This is a genomic window from Bradyrhizobium sp. MI1.4 (assembly GCF_055811315.1).
Map to the genome: position 1 here is coordinate 76,977 of NZ_JBVVPP010000015.1, position 14,758 is coordinate 91,734.

General features: G+C 63.4%; 18 protein-coding genes. 12 read left to right on the forward strand and 6 right to left on the reverse strand.

The annotated features are described in order from the left end of the window. Positions 1-115: 115 nt before the first annotated feature. A complete protein-coding gene (locus AC0L23_RS19070; protein ID WP_473357237.1) occupies positions 116-1,609 on the reverse strand; it encodes a CYTH and CHAD domain-containing protein in 1,494 nt (497 codons plus the stop codon). Between AC0L23_RS19070 and AC0L23_RS19075 the strand changes: the two genes are divergently transcribed. From AC0L23_RS19075 to AC0L23_RS19085, 3 genes are all read left to right on the forward strand, one after another. Continuing rightward, complete coding sequence (locus AC0L23_RS19075) at positions 1,601-1,858, forward strand: hypothetical protein (RefSeq protein WP_473357238.1); 258 nt, start codon at positions 1,601-1,603, stop codon at positions 1,856-1,858. The two genes, AC0L23_RS19070 and AC0L23_RS19075, sit on opposite strands and share 9 nt — an antisense overlap. Positions 1,859-2,199: 341 nt before the next feature. Further along, a complete protein-coding gene (locus AC0L23_RS19080) occupies positions 2,200-3,012 on the forward strand; it encodes a helix-turn-helix domain-containing protein (RefSeq protein WP_085361725.1) in 813 nt (270 codons plus the stop codon). Between the two features lie 163 nt (positions 3,013-3,175). Then, complete coding sequence (locus AC0L23_RS19085) at positions 3,176-4,105, forward strand: Bug family tripartite tricarboxylate transporter substrate binding protein (RefSeq protein ID WP_018455342.1); 930 nt, start codon at positions 3,176-3,178, stop codon at positions 4,103-4,105. Positions 4,106-4,145: 40 nt separating this feature from the next. Here AC0L23_RS19085 and AC0L23_RS19090 read toward each other — a convergent pair whose 3' ends face one another. Further along, a complete protein-coding gene (locus tag AC0L23_RS19090) occupies positions 4,146-4,853 on the reverse strand; it encodes a GntR family transcriptional regulator (RefSeq protein WP_085351121.1) in 708 nt (235 codons plus the stop codon). A 265-nt stretch (positions 4,854-5,118) separates the two neighbouring features. On the opposite strand from AC0L23_RS19090, the gene AC0L23_RS19095 reads away from it, so the two are divergent. The 6 genes from AC0L23_RS19095 (at position 5,119) to AC0L23_RS19120 (ending at position 10,706) form a co-directional block, all read left to right on the forward strand. After that, on the forward strand, positions 5,119-6,105 hold the full coding sequence (locus AC0L23_RS19095) for an ABC transporter ATP-binding protein (RefSeq protein ID WP_018455340.1): 987 nt from the start codon (positions 5,119-5,121) through the stop codon (positions 6,103-6,105). A gap of 42 nt (positions 6,106-6,147) precedes the next feature. After that, positions 6,148-7,437 (forward strand): ABC transporter substrate-binding protein, encoded by a 1,290-nt coding sequence (locus AC0L23_RS19100; RefSeq protein WP_007602563.1) that lies wholly within the window; start codon positions 6,148-6,150, stop codon positions 7,435-7,437. 4 nt (positions 7,438-7,441) lie between these two features. After that, positions 7,442-8,401, forward strand: coding sequence for an ABC transporter permease (locus AC0L23_RS19105; RefSeq protein WP_007602562.1), 960 nt, complete (start codon positions 7,442-7,444; stop codon positions 8,399-8,401). A 3-nt stretch (positions 8,402-8,404) separates the two neighbouring features. After that, the gene (locus AC0L23_RS19110) at positions 8,405-9,283 is read left to right on the forward strand and encodes an ABC transporter permease (RefSeq protein ID WP_085396140.1); all 879 of its coding nucleotides are present in this window, start codon (positions 8,405-8,407) and stop codon (positions 9,281-9,283) included. A gap of 20 nt (positions 9,284-9,303) precedes the next feature. After that, complete coding sequence (locus tag AC0L23_RS19115) at positions 9,304-10,035, forward strand: aspartate/glutamate racemase family protein (RefSeq protein WP_085361723.1); 732 nt, start codon at positions 9,304-9,306, stop codon at positions 10,033-10,035. Between the two features lie 176 nt (positions 10,036-10,211). Then, on the forward strand, positions 10,212-10,706 hold the full coding sequence (locus AC0L23_RS19120) for a hypothetical protein (RefSeq protein ID WP_085351116.1): 495 nt from the start codon (positions 10,212-10,214) through the stop codon (positions 10,704-10,706). A gap of 179 nt (positions 10,707-10,885) precedes the next feature. Here AC0L23_RS19120 and AC0L23_RS19125 read toward each other — a convergent pair whose 3' ends face one another. Together AC0L23_RS19125 and AC0L23_RS19130 are read right to left on the reverse strand one after the other, a co-directional pair. Next, a complete protein-coding gene (locus AC0L23_RS19125) occupies positions 10,886-11,254 on the reverse strand; it encodes a hypothetical protein (protein WP_085351115.1) in 369 nt (122 codons plus the stop codon). A gap of 103 nt (positions 11,255-11,357) precedes the next feature. Beyond that, on the reverse strand, positions 11,358-11,657 hold the full coding sequence (locus AC0L23_RS19130; protein ID WP_026232927.1) for a hypothetical protein: 300 nt from the start codon (positions 11,655-11,657) through the stop codon (positions 11,358-11,360). Between the two features lie 142 nt (positions 11,658-11,799). On the opposite strand from AC0L23_RS19130, the gene AC0L23_RS19135 reads away from it, so the two are divergent. After that, on the forward strand, positions 11,800-11,964 hold the full coding sequence (locus AC0L23_RS19135) for a ribosome modulation factor (protein WP_247371639.1): 165 nt from the start codon (positions 11,800-11,802) through the stop codon (positions 11,962-11,964). A gap of 2 nt (positions 11,965-11,966) precedes the next feature. Here the strand turns inward: AC0L23_RS19135 and AC0L23_RS19140 are convergent, their stop codons facing one another. Both AC0L23_RS19140 and AC0L23_RS19145 read right to left on the reverse strand, forming a co-directional pair. Beyond that, the gene (locus AC0L23_RS19140; RefSeq protein ID WP_018455332.1) at positions 11,967-12,497 is read right to left on the reverse strand and encodes a gamma carbonic anhydrase family protein; all 531 of its coding nucleotides are present in this window, start codon (positions 12,495-12,497) and stop codon (positions 11,967-11,969) included. A gap of 90 nt (positions 12,498-12,587) precedes the next feature. Continuing rightward, positions 12,588-12,917, reverse strand: a complete 330-nt coding sequence (locus AC0L23_RS19145; protein WP_007602553.1) for a DUF6949 family protein — start codon at positions 12,915-12,917, stop codon at positions 12,588-12,590. 222 nt (positions 12,918-13,139) lie between these two features. Here AC0L23_RS19145 and AC0L23_RS19150 point away from each other — a divergent pair, with 222 nt between their 5' ends. Both AC0L23_RS19150 and AC0L23_RS19155 read left to right on the forward strand, forming a co-directional pair. Beyond that, entirely contained in the window at positions 13,140-13,847 is a 708-nt protein-coding gene (locus AC0L23_RS19150; RefSeq protein WP_085351113.1) for a hypothetical protein, read from the forward strand. Positions 13,848-14,110: 263 nt separating this feature from the next. Further along, positions 14,111-14,695 (forward strand): DUF1349 domain-containing protein, encoded by a 585-nt coding sequence (locus AC0L23_RS19155; RefSeq protein WP_026232925.1) that lies wholly within the window; start codon positions 14,111-14,113, stop codon positions 14,693-14,695. Positions 14,696-14,758 lie beyond the last annotated feature (63 nt).

Genomic DNA, 14,758 nt, shown 5'->3' on the forward strand with positions numbered 1-14,758 from the left:
CCCCCCTCCCCCCCGCTCCCCGTCCAAACCCCCCCCCCCCCCGCCCCCACCCGGGCGGCGCCGGCCCCTCCCACCCCCATTGCGTGCCCGGCAACTTTTTTAGGGTGTACTTCGCTTAGTTCTGCGGCGCCTGCCGCGACCAGGGCACGCGCGCGACGGTGAAATCGCGCCATGTGCTTTGCAGGACGGGTTGCACCCCGATCGACGCGCGCGCCTGCCAGCCTGCGATCGCCGCCGCGGCGATGGTGCCGTCGGGCTCGGCATCAAGCCCGTCCAGCAATGATGCCGTAACCGCCATGTCGTTGACGGCGCCAAGCTGCTCCTGCAAGCCGGAGAGCCTTCGCGAGAATTTTCGCGTGGATTTGCGGTCTGCGAACAGCGGCAGCAGAAACTCGCTGAGATAGCGCAGCCGCTTGGTCGCGAGCCGCAGGCGGTGCAACTGTTCGGCGGAAAGCGACTTGAAGCGGCGGCCGCGCTTGAGCACCTTGGCGTATTGCGCCGATAGGATGCGTGCCGCGAAGTCGGCCGCGGGTTCGGCGAGCTGGCCGAGATCCTCGGTGGCGACGTCGTTGCGCCAGCCCCGCGCCTCGATCCAGTTGCCGAGGCCGAGCAGGAACATGGCGCAGCGGCGATCTTCGAGGGCGCCATGCGCCTTGCGATAGGCGTCGGACTGGCGCCCGGCCGCAGCCAGGCCCAGTGCATCGAAGCCCGCGACCGACGGACAGGCTGTTGCGATCTTCGGCAAGGTATCGAGCCGGAACACATCCCAGTCGCGCGCGGCGGAGAGCTCTTGCGCCAGCCATCTGGCTTCCAACCGCAGCGCATCGAGATTGCTGAGCGCGCCGACCGACCCCATCAGATCCAACGCCGATCGAAGCCGGCGCAGCGAGACGCGCAGCTGATGGATTCCTTCCGGATTGCGGCCATCCTCGGCCGCCGGCAGCGACTGAAGCAAATGGAGGAAGCAGGAACGCAGGATTGTCGCGAACGCCTCGTCCAATGTCACCGACGGATCGAGACGAAGTTTTCGCGGACGCCGCGCCGAGGGTGGCTTGTCGGCGGCAAGATCGAAGCCGCGTGCCGATTTGGAGCGAATGGACGGCTTTACGTCGCCGTGCTCCGCGAGCCGCAGCGCGATCTCGTAGACCGCGCTCGCGCTGCCGCTCTTGAGCTCCAGCTCGATCTCGCTCACCGGCAGTGAACGGTCGCCGGCCGTCAACTCACCCTGGTCGAAGGCGATCTCGACCGTGCCTGACGGCAGTTCGATCGGCCGCGCATGGCGATGGACATCGGCGGTGAAGACCGATTCGAGCGGCTGCGCTTCCAGGTTGCCGCGAAGCTTCTCGGGAATGAACGGCATTGCCAAACCGAGATCGGGCGCAAGCGACGGTACCCTCATCTCCCACTCACCACGGCGGAGCGGATCGTCCACCGCATCGGTCTTCACGGTCTGCACGAAGCGCGCGCCGCTCTGACGAACGCGCAAGCTCAAGCCGTGGCGACGCAACGTCCGCTCCGGCGTGTCGTAATAGACGGACTTGAGATGTTTGCGCGCGCCCTTGTTGCGCGCGTTCATCGCGATCACAGGCGCGGCCTTGAAATGCGCCATGCGATCGGCATCGACGAAAAGCTTGAGCTCGATCTCACCGGCACCATGCGCGGCAGCGCTCGACCGCAGTGGTTCCGTTGCCCGTTCCGCGTCTTGCAATGGCGTCTGATCGATCACAGGTTCCGCGACGAGTTCGGCCGGCTCACGCTGCCTGAAGAAGCCAGCAACGACTTGCGTTCTCTTGTTTTCCCTTGCAACAGGATTTCCATCCCGCGCGCTCGGAGCCTTGCGAACCGGCGTTGCGTCTGACTTCAGCATTTACGGTAACATGACAGTTCGATGACAGAGCGCCATCCTATAGCCGGTGTGGCTCGCGAGGAATAGTCACGTGACGTCGCAGCGCCCTACCGTCCACACGAGGCTGGGAGCGCACAATCCAGCTTGACCACAGGAACTAAATTGCCGCTGGGCACAGCAAGCGATCGAATTGACTGCGAATCCCGCCCTTCTCGAAACCGAGATGAACGCGTCAGCGAGCTTGACTCATGCCAACCTTCCCGCAATCGGTGGCGATGGCGTCGAGCGCGCTGCCCTGTCCCTCCGGCTGTTGCTTCATCGGCTAGCGGTACAGGCAATCACAAGGAGTTGGCATGACGTCGTTCCGTCCCGTCATCGCGTTGTCCAGGGGCCTCGAAGTCCTTCGGGTGATCAATCAGGAACGGCAGTCGACCGTCGGCTCGCTGCACAAGGCGACGGGGCTGAACAAGTCAACGATCGTCCGCATGCTCGAGACGCTGGAGCATGAAGGTTATGTGGTACGTCGTACCGAGCCGGCCAGCTACGCGCCGACGGGACGGGCGCTGCTGCTCAGCGCAGGCTATGATGAGCCGACCTGGATTGGCGGCATCGCCGAACCCATCCTCAACAAATTCCGTAAGCAGATCCACTGGCCGTCAGACATTGCCGTGCTCGATCAGGAATCTATGGTCATCGCCCACACGACGCGGGTGGATGGCTCGCTGCTGTTCAGCCGCCCGCCGGGATTTCGGTTTCCCGTCCTCGGCACCTCGATGGGACGCGCCTATCTCGCCTTCTGCGAGCCCGCCGAGCAGGAGCGCATTGCCGCGCGGCTTGCCCTCGGTCCCGAGCCCTGGAACGATCTGGCGCGCAATCCCGTCAGGCTTGCCAAAGTGCTGCGCACGATCCGCGACGCCGGCTTCGCGGTCATGGACGAGACCTACAGCCGCCGCGTCTTCGGCGGCGCAGTGTGGGCGATCGGCGTACCCGTCGTTTTGCGGAATCGGCTGTTCGGCAGCATGAACGTGATGATGCTTCGCGAGGCGGTCGGTCTGGAGGACGGCGTGCGGCGCTTCGTACCTTCGATGAAGAAGGTCGCTTCTGCACTTGCCGAGGCGCTCGGCGCCAAGCTTGCCGCGCCGGGTTCTCCTGCAGGTCGGCGATGATCATTTCACACAGTGAAACGATATTTTGATTTCTTGACCATCCTCCTTGCCCGTGTGAAACCTCGTTGCGGTGGCTGCCGGCTGCCCAATGACACAGGGAAAAGGGGAGGCCGAAGTGCGGACATCCGCGAGAATTTGGGCTGCCGCGATTGCATGCCTGACGATGGCCGCCCCTGAAACGGCTTGGGCCGAAGCGTGGCCGACCCGGGCAATCAAGATCGTCGTCTCCACGCCGGCAGGCGGCATCACCGATGCCTTCGCCCGCGCCTATGGCGACTATATCTCGCAGAAGCTCGGCCAGCCGGTCATTGTCGAAAACAAAACCGGAGCCAGCGGTGCGCTGGCGGCACAGTCGGTGAAGGATTCCCCGGCCGACGGCTACACGCTGATGTACACGATCTCGTCCACCTTGCTCGGTAACCGGCTGTTGTTGAAATCGCTGGCCTATGATCCGGACAAGGATTTCACGATCGTCGCGATGACGCCTTCGGGGCATCTGCCGTTGGTGGTCCATTCCGCCACCAATGCAAAGACGATCGAAGAGTTCGTCGCGTACGCACGTGGCAACAAGGTCACGGCCGGCTCGTACGGCATCGGCTCGTTCGCGCATATTGCGATCGCCGAGCTTAACCGGCAATTCGGTCTCGACATTTCCATCGTGCATTACCGCGGCGAAGCGCCGATGTGGCAGGATTTGGCCGCCGGGGTGATCCAGGCGGCGGTCGGCAGCTATCAGGCCGCGCTGCCGGTGCTCGATACCGGCATCGGCCGCCCGATTGCCGTGCCGACACCGGTGCGCATGAAGAAGCTGCCCGAGACCAGGACATTTGCTGAGCAAGGGGTCACGGGCAATGTCTTCCAGCTCATCAGTTTTACCGCGCTGGTGGCGCCCGCTGCGATACCGGCAGACCGGATCGACATGCTCGCCAAGCTGATGGTCGAAGGCGGCAAGACGGAGCGCGTGCAGAAGCTGCTCGATGCCTTCGGCGTCGACCAGCCGGCCATGGATCGCGCATCCTCGATTGCGCTCTACGAAAAGGAAGGGCCGGTCTGGCTCGAGTCGATCAAGACTCTCGGGTTGGAGCCGCAATAGCCGTCGCCGCGCCCAGCCGGGTGCGGACACCTCCTGGAGGTCAGACCCCGAGCACGTCCGCGAGCCGCAACTCGTCGGCGGCGGGATCCTTCAGGAACAGCTCGGCCTCGATCTCGTTCAGATGCGACAACATCTGCGCGCGCGCGGCCTCCCTGTCGCATTTGCGGATCGCGGAGACGATTCCGGCGTGATGATCGGTGCCGCAGGCCGGCGTGTCGTGCCGGCGGTAGAGCAGGATGATCAGCGAGGAGCGCGCGATCAGCTCCTTGAGAAAACCAAGATAGATGCTGTGGCCACTCATCTCGGCGACGAGTCGATGGAAGTCGCCGGAGAGGCGGACCGAAGCACGCGCATCGCCACGCAGCTCCGCCTCGCGCTCCTCGGCAAGATGCCGCTGGAGACGCCCGATCCAGGCCGGCGACACCGCGTCAACGGCGTGATCGACGATTGTCGGCTCGATCAGGCGGCGCGCCTCGAACACTTCGCGGGCGTCCGCAGGCGTCGGCCGCGCGACGAAGGCGCCGCGGTTCTTCTCGATGTTGACGATGCCTTCATGCGCGAGCTGTTGCAGCGCGGTACGAACCAGCGTTCGGCTTGCTCCGTAGATCTCGCCGATCTCGTCCTCGCCGAGTTTCGTGCCGGGCAACAGGCGATGCTCGAGGATCGCCGCAGTCACACCTTCCCGGATGCGGCTGACGCGATCGCTCGCATCTGGCGCGTCGGATTTCGGTCGGGACTTGACGGCCATGGGGGTGAGGACTCGATCGTCGACGAGGGCGTTGAATCCTAATCGACCAGCTGTATCCAATCACAGGCGAAACTTTATACAATCCGCGCCTGTTTTGTGTGCACGCAACTGCGAAGGCAGCGAACCGCCCAAGCCCGTGGGATTCGATCTAACGATCTGACTCCGCTGCACTGTTTTGGAATTCGGCCGGCCGAGAACGATTCAAGCGCGATTGGCATGGACCTTGCGGAGAGAGGCGCAGCATCGCCCTCGCCCCGGACACGCCATGGCCACTCCCGCCGCCCTCGAACTGGTCGCCGTCACCAAGCGCTACGACACGACGCTGGCGGTCGACACCGTCAATTTGAAGATCCCGGCCGGCACCTATTGTTGCCTGCTCGGCCCCTCCGGCTGCGGCAAGACCTCGACCCTACGCATGATCGCCGGCCACGAGGCCGTCAGCGAAGGCGACATCATCCTGGGTCCGCAGAACGTCACGGATCTCGAACCCGCCAAGCGCGGCACGGCGATGATGTTCCAGTCCTACGCGCTGTTTCCGCACCTCACCGTGCTCGACAACGTGGCGTTTGCCCTGAAAATGCGCGGCATCGACCGGGCGACGCGGCACAAGCGCGCCGGCGAGTTGCTCGAGCTGGTGGCGATGACGCCCTATGCGGCCCGCCTCCCCGCACAGCTGTCCGGCGGCCAGCAGCAGCGCGTCGCACTCGCCCGCGCGCTGATCACCGAGCCGCAGATCCTGTTGCTCGACGAGCCGCTCTCGGCACTCGATCCGTTCCTGCGGGTAAGGATGCGCGGCGAATTGAAGCGGCTACAGCGCGAACTCGGCATCAGCTTCGTTCAGGTCACGCACGGCCAGGAAGAGGCGATGGCGCTGGCCGACCACATCGTGGTGATGAACCAGGGCAGGATCGAACAGCAGGGAAGCGCCCGCGACATCTTCCATCACCCCCGCACCGAATTCGTGGCGCGCTTCATCGGCGGTCACAACGTCCTCAGCGACGCAGGCAAACTCATCGCCGTGCGCGCCGATCAGCTCGGCATCGCGCCGTTCACTGACGGCGCCTTCGGCGCGCCCGCGCTGCTGACCCAGACCGAGTACCAGGGCTCCTACATCGCCGTCTCGCTCACGCTCGACGACGGGACCGCCCTGTTTTCCCACCTTCCCGAGGCCGCCTTCGACGTCCACCAGTTCCGGCCGGGCGATCGCGTGCTGGCCATCTGGGATCCCGCCAAGGCGCAACGTCTGCAATAGCGCCGATCAATCACCGGAATGCGCAACAGAGGAGTGACTGATATGACCGAAACGACCAGGAAGAAGGGCCTTAGCCGCCGCACGCTACTGAAGAGCACCGCGGGTCTCGCCGGACTTGCCGCGGGCTCCGGCGCCATCACAGGCTTTCCCTATGTAATGTCGGCCGAGCCGAAGGTGCTGCGCTATCTCGGCACCGCAGTGAACGAGGGTGACGAAATCTCCAAGCAGTGCCTGAAGGACACCGGCATCAAGATCGAATATATCACCGCGACCACCGACGACGTCACCAAGCGCGTGATGACCCAGCCGAATTCCTTCGACGTGCTGGACACCGAATATTTCGCGCTAAAGAAGATCGTGCCGTCGGGCAACATCCTTGCCCTCGACGCGAGGAAGATCAAGGAATTCGACAACATCACGCCGGTCTTCACCAAGGGCGTCACGCCCGGCGGCAAGAAGATCGGCGGCCAGGGCACCGCACCCTGGAAGGTGCTCTATCTCGAAGGCAAGGACTCCAAGAAGTTCGCGACGTCTGCCACCGAGTTCGTCACGCTGATCCCGACCGTCTACAACGCCGACACGCTCGGCATTCGCCCCGATATCATCAAGCGTCCGATCAGCTCGTGGGCCGAGCTGCTCAACCCCGAGTTCAAGGGCAAGGCCTCGATCCTCAACATCCCCTCGATCGGCATCATGGATGCCGCGATGGTCGTGGAAGCCACCGGCAAGTACAAATATGCCGACAAGGGCAACATGACCAAGGAAGAGATCGATCTCACCATGAAGGTGATGACCGAGGCCAAGAAGGCGGGCCAGTTCCGCGCCTTCTGGAAAGACTTCAACGAGAGCGTCAACCTGATGGCCTCGGGCGAGACCGTGATCCAGTCGATGTGGTCGCCGGCGGTGACGAAGGTCCGCTCGATGGGGATTGCCTGCACCTTCCAGCCGCTCAAGGAAGGCTATCGCTCCTGGGCCTCCGGCTTCTGCGTCTCCAAGGGCGTCTCGGGTGCGAAGCTCGAATGGGCCTACGAGTTCGTCAACTGGTTCCTGTCCGGCTATGCCGGCGCCTATCTCAACCGCCAGGGCTACTATTCGGCCGTGCTCTCCACCGCGAAGGCGCATATGGAGCCTTACGAGTGGGCCTATTGGATGGAAGGCAAGGCGGCCGAGAAGGACATCAAGGCGCCCGACGGCTCGCTGCTCGAGAAGGCTGGCGCCGTGCGCGACGGCGGCTCCTACGAGGACCGCATGGGCGGCGTCGCGTGCTGGAACGCCGTGATGGACGAGAACGACTACATGGTCCGCAAGTGGAACGAGTTCATCGCGGCGTAATCTGATGGACACGTCGGAGGACATTTTGCAACAGGCATCTCCGGACCTGGTCCGGGGATCGGAGACGGCGCGCCGCAGCAAAGCGGCGCGGCTGTCACCCTCCTTCATCTCCTGGCTCCAGGCCGGGCCGATGATGCTGGTGTTCCTCGCCTTCTTCCTGATCCCGCTCGTCTTCGTCGTCATCGTCTCGTTCTGGGACTACAACGAATACCAGTTGCTGCCGGCCTTCTCGGGCCGCGGCTACACCGACACGTTCGAGGGCTGCATCGCGCAGCTCCCCGATCTCTGCACCATCGCCAAGACTTATCTGAAGACGCTAAAGCTTTGTTTCCTCGTGTGGGTCATCACACTCTTCATCGGCTTCTGGGTCGCCTACTTCCTCGCCTTTCACGTCAAGTCGAAAACTTGGCAGATGGGACTGTCGCTGCTCTGCACGATCCCGTTCTGGACCTCCAACGTGATCCGCATGATCGCCTGGATTCCGCTGCTCGGGCGCAATGGCCTTGTCAACTCAGGCTTGGTGAAGACGGGGCTGATCAACCATCCCGTTGAATGGCTGCTGTTCTCCGAATTCTCCGTGGTACTGGCGCTGGTGCACCTCTTCACCTTCTTCATGGTGGTGCCGATCTTCAACTCAATGGTTCGCATCGACAAATCGCTGATCGAGGCCGCCTATGACGCCGGGGCGACCGGTTTCCAGACGCTCGTCAACGTCATCATTCCCCTGGCAAAACCCGGCATCGTGATCGGCTCGATCTTCGTCATCACCATCGTGATGGGCGACTTCATCACCATCGGCGTGATGGGCGGGCAGCAGATCGCGGCCGCCGGCAAGATCATCGAGACGCGGGTGAATGCGCTGCAATTCCCGGCAGCAGCGGCCAATGCCGTGATCCTGCTCGTCATCACGTTCCTGATCATCACCATGATGTCGCGTATCGTCGACATCAAGAAGGAGCTCTAGAGCATGAAGGAAGGACGCCCGCGCTCTTTCTACGTGCTCGCGATCTTCTTCGCGGCCTACACGCTGTTCCTCTACGGCCCGATGATCGCGATCTATGTGCTGTCGTTCCAGGGACCGCAGGGCGGCCTCACCTTCCCGATGAACGGTGTATCGACTTTCTGGATCGCAAAATTGTTCCAGGGCACCGGCATCGTCGATCTCGGCGCCGCCTTCCGCCGTTCGCTGCTGCTTGGCATTATCGTGATGATCGTCACCGTCGTGCTGTCGGTCGCAGCGGGCATGGCGTTTCGCCGCAAGTTCAAGGCGCAAAGCATCCTGTTCTACTCCGCGATCGCGAGCCTCATCGTGCCCTCGATCATCACCTCGCTCGGCATCTCGCTTGAATTCCGCATCATCGACGATCTGATCAAGGCGCATTGGAACGAGAATTTCGAGACCTCGATGGGTCTGCTCACCTCGGGCCTCGGTGCACATCTGACCTGGACGCTGCCGTTCGGCCTTCTCATCATGTTCGCGATCTTCAATCGCTTCGATCCCAGGCTCGAGGAAGCCGCGCGCGATCTCGGTGCGACACCGTGGCAGGCGTTCCGTCATGTCGTGCTGCCGATCATCCTGCCCTCCGTGATCGGCATTGGACTGTTCGGCTTCACACTGTCCTGGGACGAACTCGCGCGTTCCAGCCAGGCGATCGGGGCGGTGAACACGCTGCCTCTCGATCTCCAGGGCCTCACCACCACCGTGACGAACCCCGACATCTATGCGCTCGGCACCGTGATCTCGGCCGTCTCGTTCACGGTGATCGCGCTTGCGCTTGGCACCATCCACATGCTCAACAAGCGACAGGCGGCCAAAGGCTCGGACGCCGGCAAAGGGCTTGTCTGAGAAGGGGCTTGTCTGATCCGATGCGGCTTCACGTCGTCAATCCCAACACCACTGCGTCCATGACGGTGAAGATCGCCGCTGCCGCGCGCGCGGTCGCCCTGCCCGACACCGTGATCGATGCGCGCCAGCCCACGATGGGCCCGGTCTCGATCGAGGGATTTTACGACGAGGCGTTCGCGGTGCCGGGCATGCTCGGCTGCATCCGCGAGGCCGACCGCGACGGCGCGGATGCGCATGTCATCGCCTGCTTCGACGACACCGGCCTCGACGCCGCGCGCGCTGCGGCAAGGGCACCAGTGATCGGCATTGGCGAGGCCGGCTTCCACATGGCGAGCCTGATTGCCGCGCGCTTCGCCGTGGTGACGACGCTCGGTGTCTCCATCGTGCCGATCGAGCATAATTTGCGGAAATACGGCCTCGCCGAACGCTGCGCGCGCGTCCGCGCCGCCGAGGTGCCGGTGCTCGCGCTCGAGGAGCGCAACACCGATGCGCTCGCAAAAATCTCTACGGAAATCACGGCCGCGATCCGCGACGATCGCGCAGAGGCCATCGTGCTCGGTTGCGCCGGCATGGCCGATCTCGCCAATGAACTCGCCGCCACGCACAGCCTGCCCGTGATCGACGGCGTCGCCGCCGCGGTGACCTTGGCAGAATCACTGGTGCGACTGGGACTGAAGACCTCCCGGCTCGGGCCCTACGCGGCGCCGCGCTCGAAGACCTATTCCGGTCCGTTTTCGCTGTTTCAGCCCTGATCTCTGCCTCTGACGGGGGCACGGATGCCCTAAGGCATCCTGATTGTTGGTTTTTTTGCTCTTAGCCTCTTTTTGGTCCCATTCCTTGCCGACACGTAACGCTTTCGGGACGCCCCGGTAACCTCAGGTTGCCGGTCTTCGCCACTCACCAAGTTTCAATTTGGGTTTTGTCAGCGATGATCGATCTCGCAGAGGACACGCGGTCCCATCCCCTCCTTCGCCTTGGCGCCCAGCCTATCGCGCTGACCGCCGCCGCGCTCCTGCTCCTGATCGCGGGGGTGACCTCGATCGCGATCTGGCGTGCCTATACCGGTGCGGCCCCTGAGACCGACCGGGTGGTGGCGTCACGGCAGCTGCAGGCTCGCACCGCACAGGCATCCGAGCAGCTGGTCGAGAAGACCAAGGGGCTGGAGGCCACCCAGCAGGAATCGATTGACCAGCTCCAGGTCGTGCAAGACCAGCTCCAGAGTGTGAAGCGCTTGCTCGCATTCCAGCAGGCCGACACCAAGCGTCTGTCCGAGCAGGTCACGACACTCAACGAGTCCATCGATGGCCTGCGGCAATCCTTTGCCAGCGCCCGGGCGAGCGAGGCGGAGACTCCCTCAGTTACCCGCAGGAAACCTGCACGGCATCGTGTCCATGCCAGTGCACGCAAGCGCTCGCGCGGCTGAGCAGCCGGCGCCGCCACCCTTAAATTTTTGGACTTGTGAACTGGATCACATTCGCCCGTGTGATTCCAAGCGATGCTCGCCGTTACCGGATGGCGTGAGCCGATTTCAATGTCCGGGGCTGGCAAGGTCGTTGACGGTATATTGCGTCAACGGCCTTGTTTTTTGACGGGTACCGCCGCCTATTCGCAGACATCCACGGGGCGGATGCGCCAGCCCGCTGGCGTCATGACGCGCTTCCGCACAACGTAGCAGCCGCCATAACCGCCATCATCGTATCCGGTACCATAGTAATATGGATTGCCGTAATACGGTTGGCCGTAGCCGTAATACCCGCCGTAGTAACCTGCGCCGGCGATACCGGCACCGATGGCGACGCCTGGCCAGAAGCCACCGCCATGCCAGTGGCCGCCATGACCCCAGCCGCCACCATGGCCCCAGCCACCGCCGCCATGACCCCAGCCGCCGTGACCGCCCGCTTGTGCCGCCTGCGGCATCGACGACCCAACCGCCACCACAGCCAGCGCCGTCAACATCATCTTCCGTAACATCACTCGATCCTCTGCGTGGATACCCTCCACGCTCCAAAGCAGGACCAAGCTAATCGGCTTGAGGCGTTCCTGACAGCCTCAATGTCTCACTTCCCCGCGAGCGTCAGCAGCCGCGGCAGATGCTCTTGAGCTTCTTGTCGAGCAGCCGGTTCTCGGCGTTGACGGCGGCGTCGGTGGACCCACCTGCGCCGGTCCCAGTGGTGACGCCGGGTGCATTCGCACCGGACGATTGGGCGGTCCCCAGACTGTTGGTGCCTGGCGCGGGAGCCGGAGAATTGGCGACACCTCCGGCCGATCCTGTGGAGCCGCCGGTGGCTTGCGCGAACGATGCGGCCGGCACCGCGGCAAGGGCGAAGATCACGATCACGGTCTTGATTGAACGGGCTATAGGCAATCTGGCCATTGAAATTCTCCTTCGCCGATCAACCGCCGCAGCAAGGACCGGTTCCGGAACAAATGCCGTCGCATCAGCTTGAAACCGGGAAGGCGGGCACGATCACGCGCAAGCTGATCTTCTGCTCCGCAAACAGAAAGGCGCAGTCACGATGAACGATCGCGATGCTTTTGCAGAAGGCGAACGCGCGGCGCGTAAAAACATTCCGGCGGAAGCCAATCCGTACCAGGACGGTAGCGATGAGCATGCCCTATGGTCCGCGGGGCACGAGAAGGTCGCAAGCGCAATAGAAGCGCGCGAGTCCGAAGGAAGCTGAGTTCACCCGATCCGCTTGAGGCCCTTTGTGAAGCGCGGTCCATTGGCGACGTAGAACTTCGCAGCACTCCCCATCTTCTGCACCTGAGCATCGTCGAGCGTGCGGATCACCCGCGCCGGCGAGCCGATGATCAGGGACCGTTCGGGAAACTCCTTGCCCTCGGTGATGACGGAGCCGGCGCCGACGATGCTGTTGCGCCCGATCCTGGCGCCGTTCATCACGATTGAGCCCATGCCGACGAGTGCGCCCTCCTCGATGGTGCAGCCGTGCAGGATGACGTTATGCCCGACTGTACAGTTCCTGCCGATCTGAAGCGGAAAACCGAGATCGGTGTGGCAGGTCGAGCCGTCCTGCACGTTGGCGCCCTCGCCGATCTCGATCCACTCATTGTCGCCGCGCAGCACCGCGCCGAACCAGACGCTCGCGCCCGGCTTCAGGCGCACGCGGCCGATCACGGTAGCGGTCTCCGCGATGAAGTAGTTGCCGTCGGCGGGAAGGTCGGGCGCCTGCCCGTCGAGCTCGTAGATCGCCATGAGGGTCTCCTGTCGCGTCAACCCCAGCCATAGCGAAACGGCGGCCTTGACGCAAAGGGCCGCCGCGCAGGCAGCCCTATAGCGCGCGCATCAGACCAGAACGCCGGCCGCGCGGAGCGTCATCAGGAAGAAGGTGCCGCTCATCATGCTCCAGAAGCCGGCGATGACGGTCGCCATCATCACGAATTCGACGCGGCGGCTCTCCACCTGCCTGCCGCGCAGAGTATTGCGCATGATGATGAAAGGCGCCGCGAACACCAGGAACGGAACCGCCGCGAAGGTCTTCGGCGCCACGCCGTCCTGCAACAGACCGAAGCCGGCCGGCCGCTGTGCGACCGTCTGGTATCCGCTCACGAGCGCTCCCGCGAGCGCGAAACCAATGCCGATCGAGAAGAATGTGTTGAGAGCTTCAGGTGTCATCGGAACAGTCCGCCCTTACGCAACGCGAGGTACCTTCCTGTGACAAAGAGTGCCGGTTAACGCTACATTATCCTTAAGGGAAGGTTAACGCCGCCAGCCGTTCCACGCAGGCCTCTCTCCCTTCCCTGCAGCCGGCCAACGCTCCGCGAAATCGCCACCACGTGGCATATTCGCCGCTGATTCGTCGGCCATCGGCCGACTTCCGGCTCATTCGCGCGGCTCATGACGGTGTTTTCGGCAATTTCCCCTCAATCTCCCCGGGTGCGCACCCGGGCCCACGTCGTCCCGATCGTGCTCGGCGGCATTGCCGCGGTGTGCGCCGTCGCGCTCGTCGCCTATTTGTTGTGGCCGACCTGGGGGCCGAGCGGCGCGAACGCCCCAGACAAGCTGCCGGTGAGCGTCGGCGGCACGCTGTTCAACCTGCCGACCAACGCGATCCGCATGAAGATCCAGCGCCACTCCGGACCGCAGGAGCGGATCGATCTCGACTTCCTGTATCCTTCGCTGGAGCCGCCGGGCGCGCCGAAGCACGTCACCGCCGATAGCGTGGATGCGGCGATGCAGCCGATCGACCGCATCTTCCTGTCGATCGCCGCGCATCGCGATGCGCTCTCGCCCGAGCAGCGCACCGCCACGATTTATCCACGCTATCTCGACCAGGCCGCGGCAATGCCTCAGGACGGGCTGACGATGCGGATATTCCGCGCTGACACGCCTTACGGCACCGAGGATCTCTATTCTGCCGCAAGTCCCGCGCTGACCGCGCGCTGCACGCGCGATGGTGCGACGCCCGGCATGTGCCTCGCCGAACGCCGCGTCGGCGGCGCCGACCTCACCTTCCGCTTTCCGCGCAGCTGGCTGTCGCAGTGGCGCGATACGGCGGAAGCGATGGAGAAGCTGACGGCGCAGCTGCGCGGCCCGAAGGGCTGAACGCGACCGCGCGACCTGCGCCTCCAAAACAAAAACTGCGAAAACAACCCCATGCACAGTAGCCAAGCTCCTGTAATGCTTCGTATTTTTCGAAGTCAGCTTCGCGCGTATGGTGTCAGGATGGGGCGGCGGTGAAGCTGTTGCTCGTCCTTGCGAGCGAAGCGAAGCAATCTCGGCTACATTGCCTTTTCATCTCAATGCACGATGCCGTGCTCGTCCGACTCACGGACCGAACCGGCAGGCATCCGCGACAGAGGTTAGTCATGATTCTCCGCAGAAGTGACGGTGTGTGGCTAAATGAACCGCAGCGATGGGCGGCAGAGGGTGATGACCTGCGGATCCTCACGGACAAGGCCACGGATTTCTGGCGCGAAACCCATTACGGCTTCAATCGCGATAGCGGACATTTCCTGGGCTTTCCGACAGGCGAAGCATTCACCGCAGATTTGCGTGTTCAGGGCGATTTCCGGGCGCTCTATGATCAGGCGGGCATCATGGTGCGCCTCGACGCGCATCATTGGGTCAAAGCCGGAATCGAATTGTCAGATGGCCGCGCTATGCTCGCGAGCGTGCTGACAAACGGGCAATCAGACTGGGCGACAGCACCCTATGAGCATAATGCCAGCGACTTCTGGGTCCGCGCGACCATCGCCAACGGTGTCCTTCGTCTGCAGGTTTCGGCCGACGGCAAATCCTGGCCCCTCATGCGGCTGGCGGCGTTTCCTAAAGCAAACTCCTACCTTGTGGGACCGATGGCCTGCACACCCGAACGGGCGGGGCTAGAAGTCGTATTCTCGACGTTTCGTCTGACACCTCCCCTCGGAAAAGACCTGCACGACCTGAGCTGAACATCACCCTTGCAGAAATATGTTCTTGCAAGAAAGCAAAGGCATGGAGCCGCGCCCGCGCGG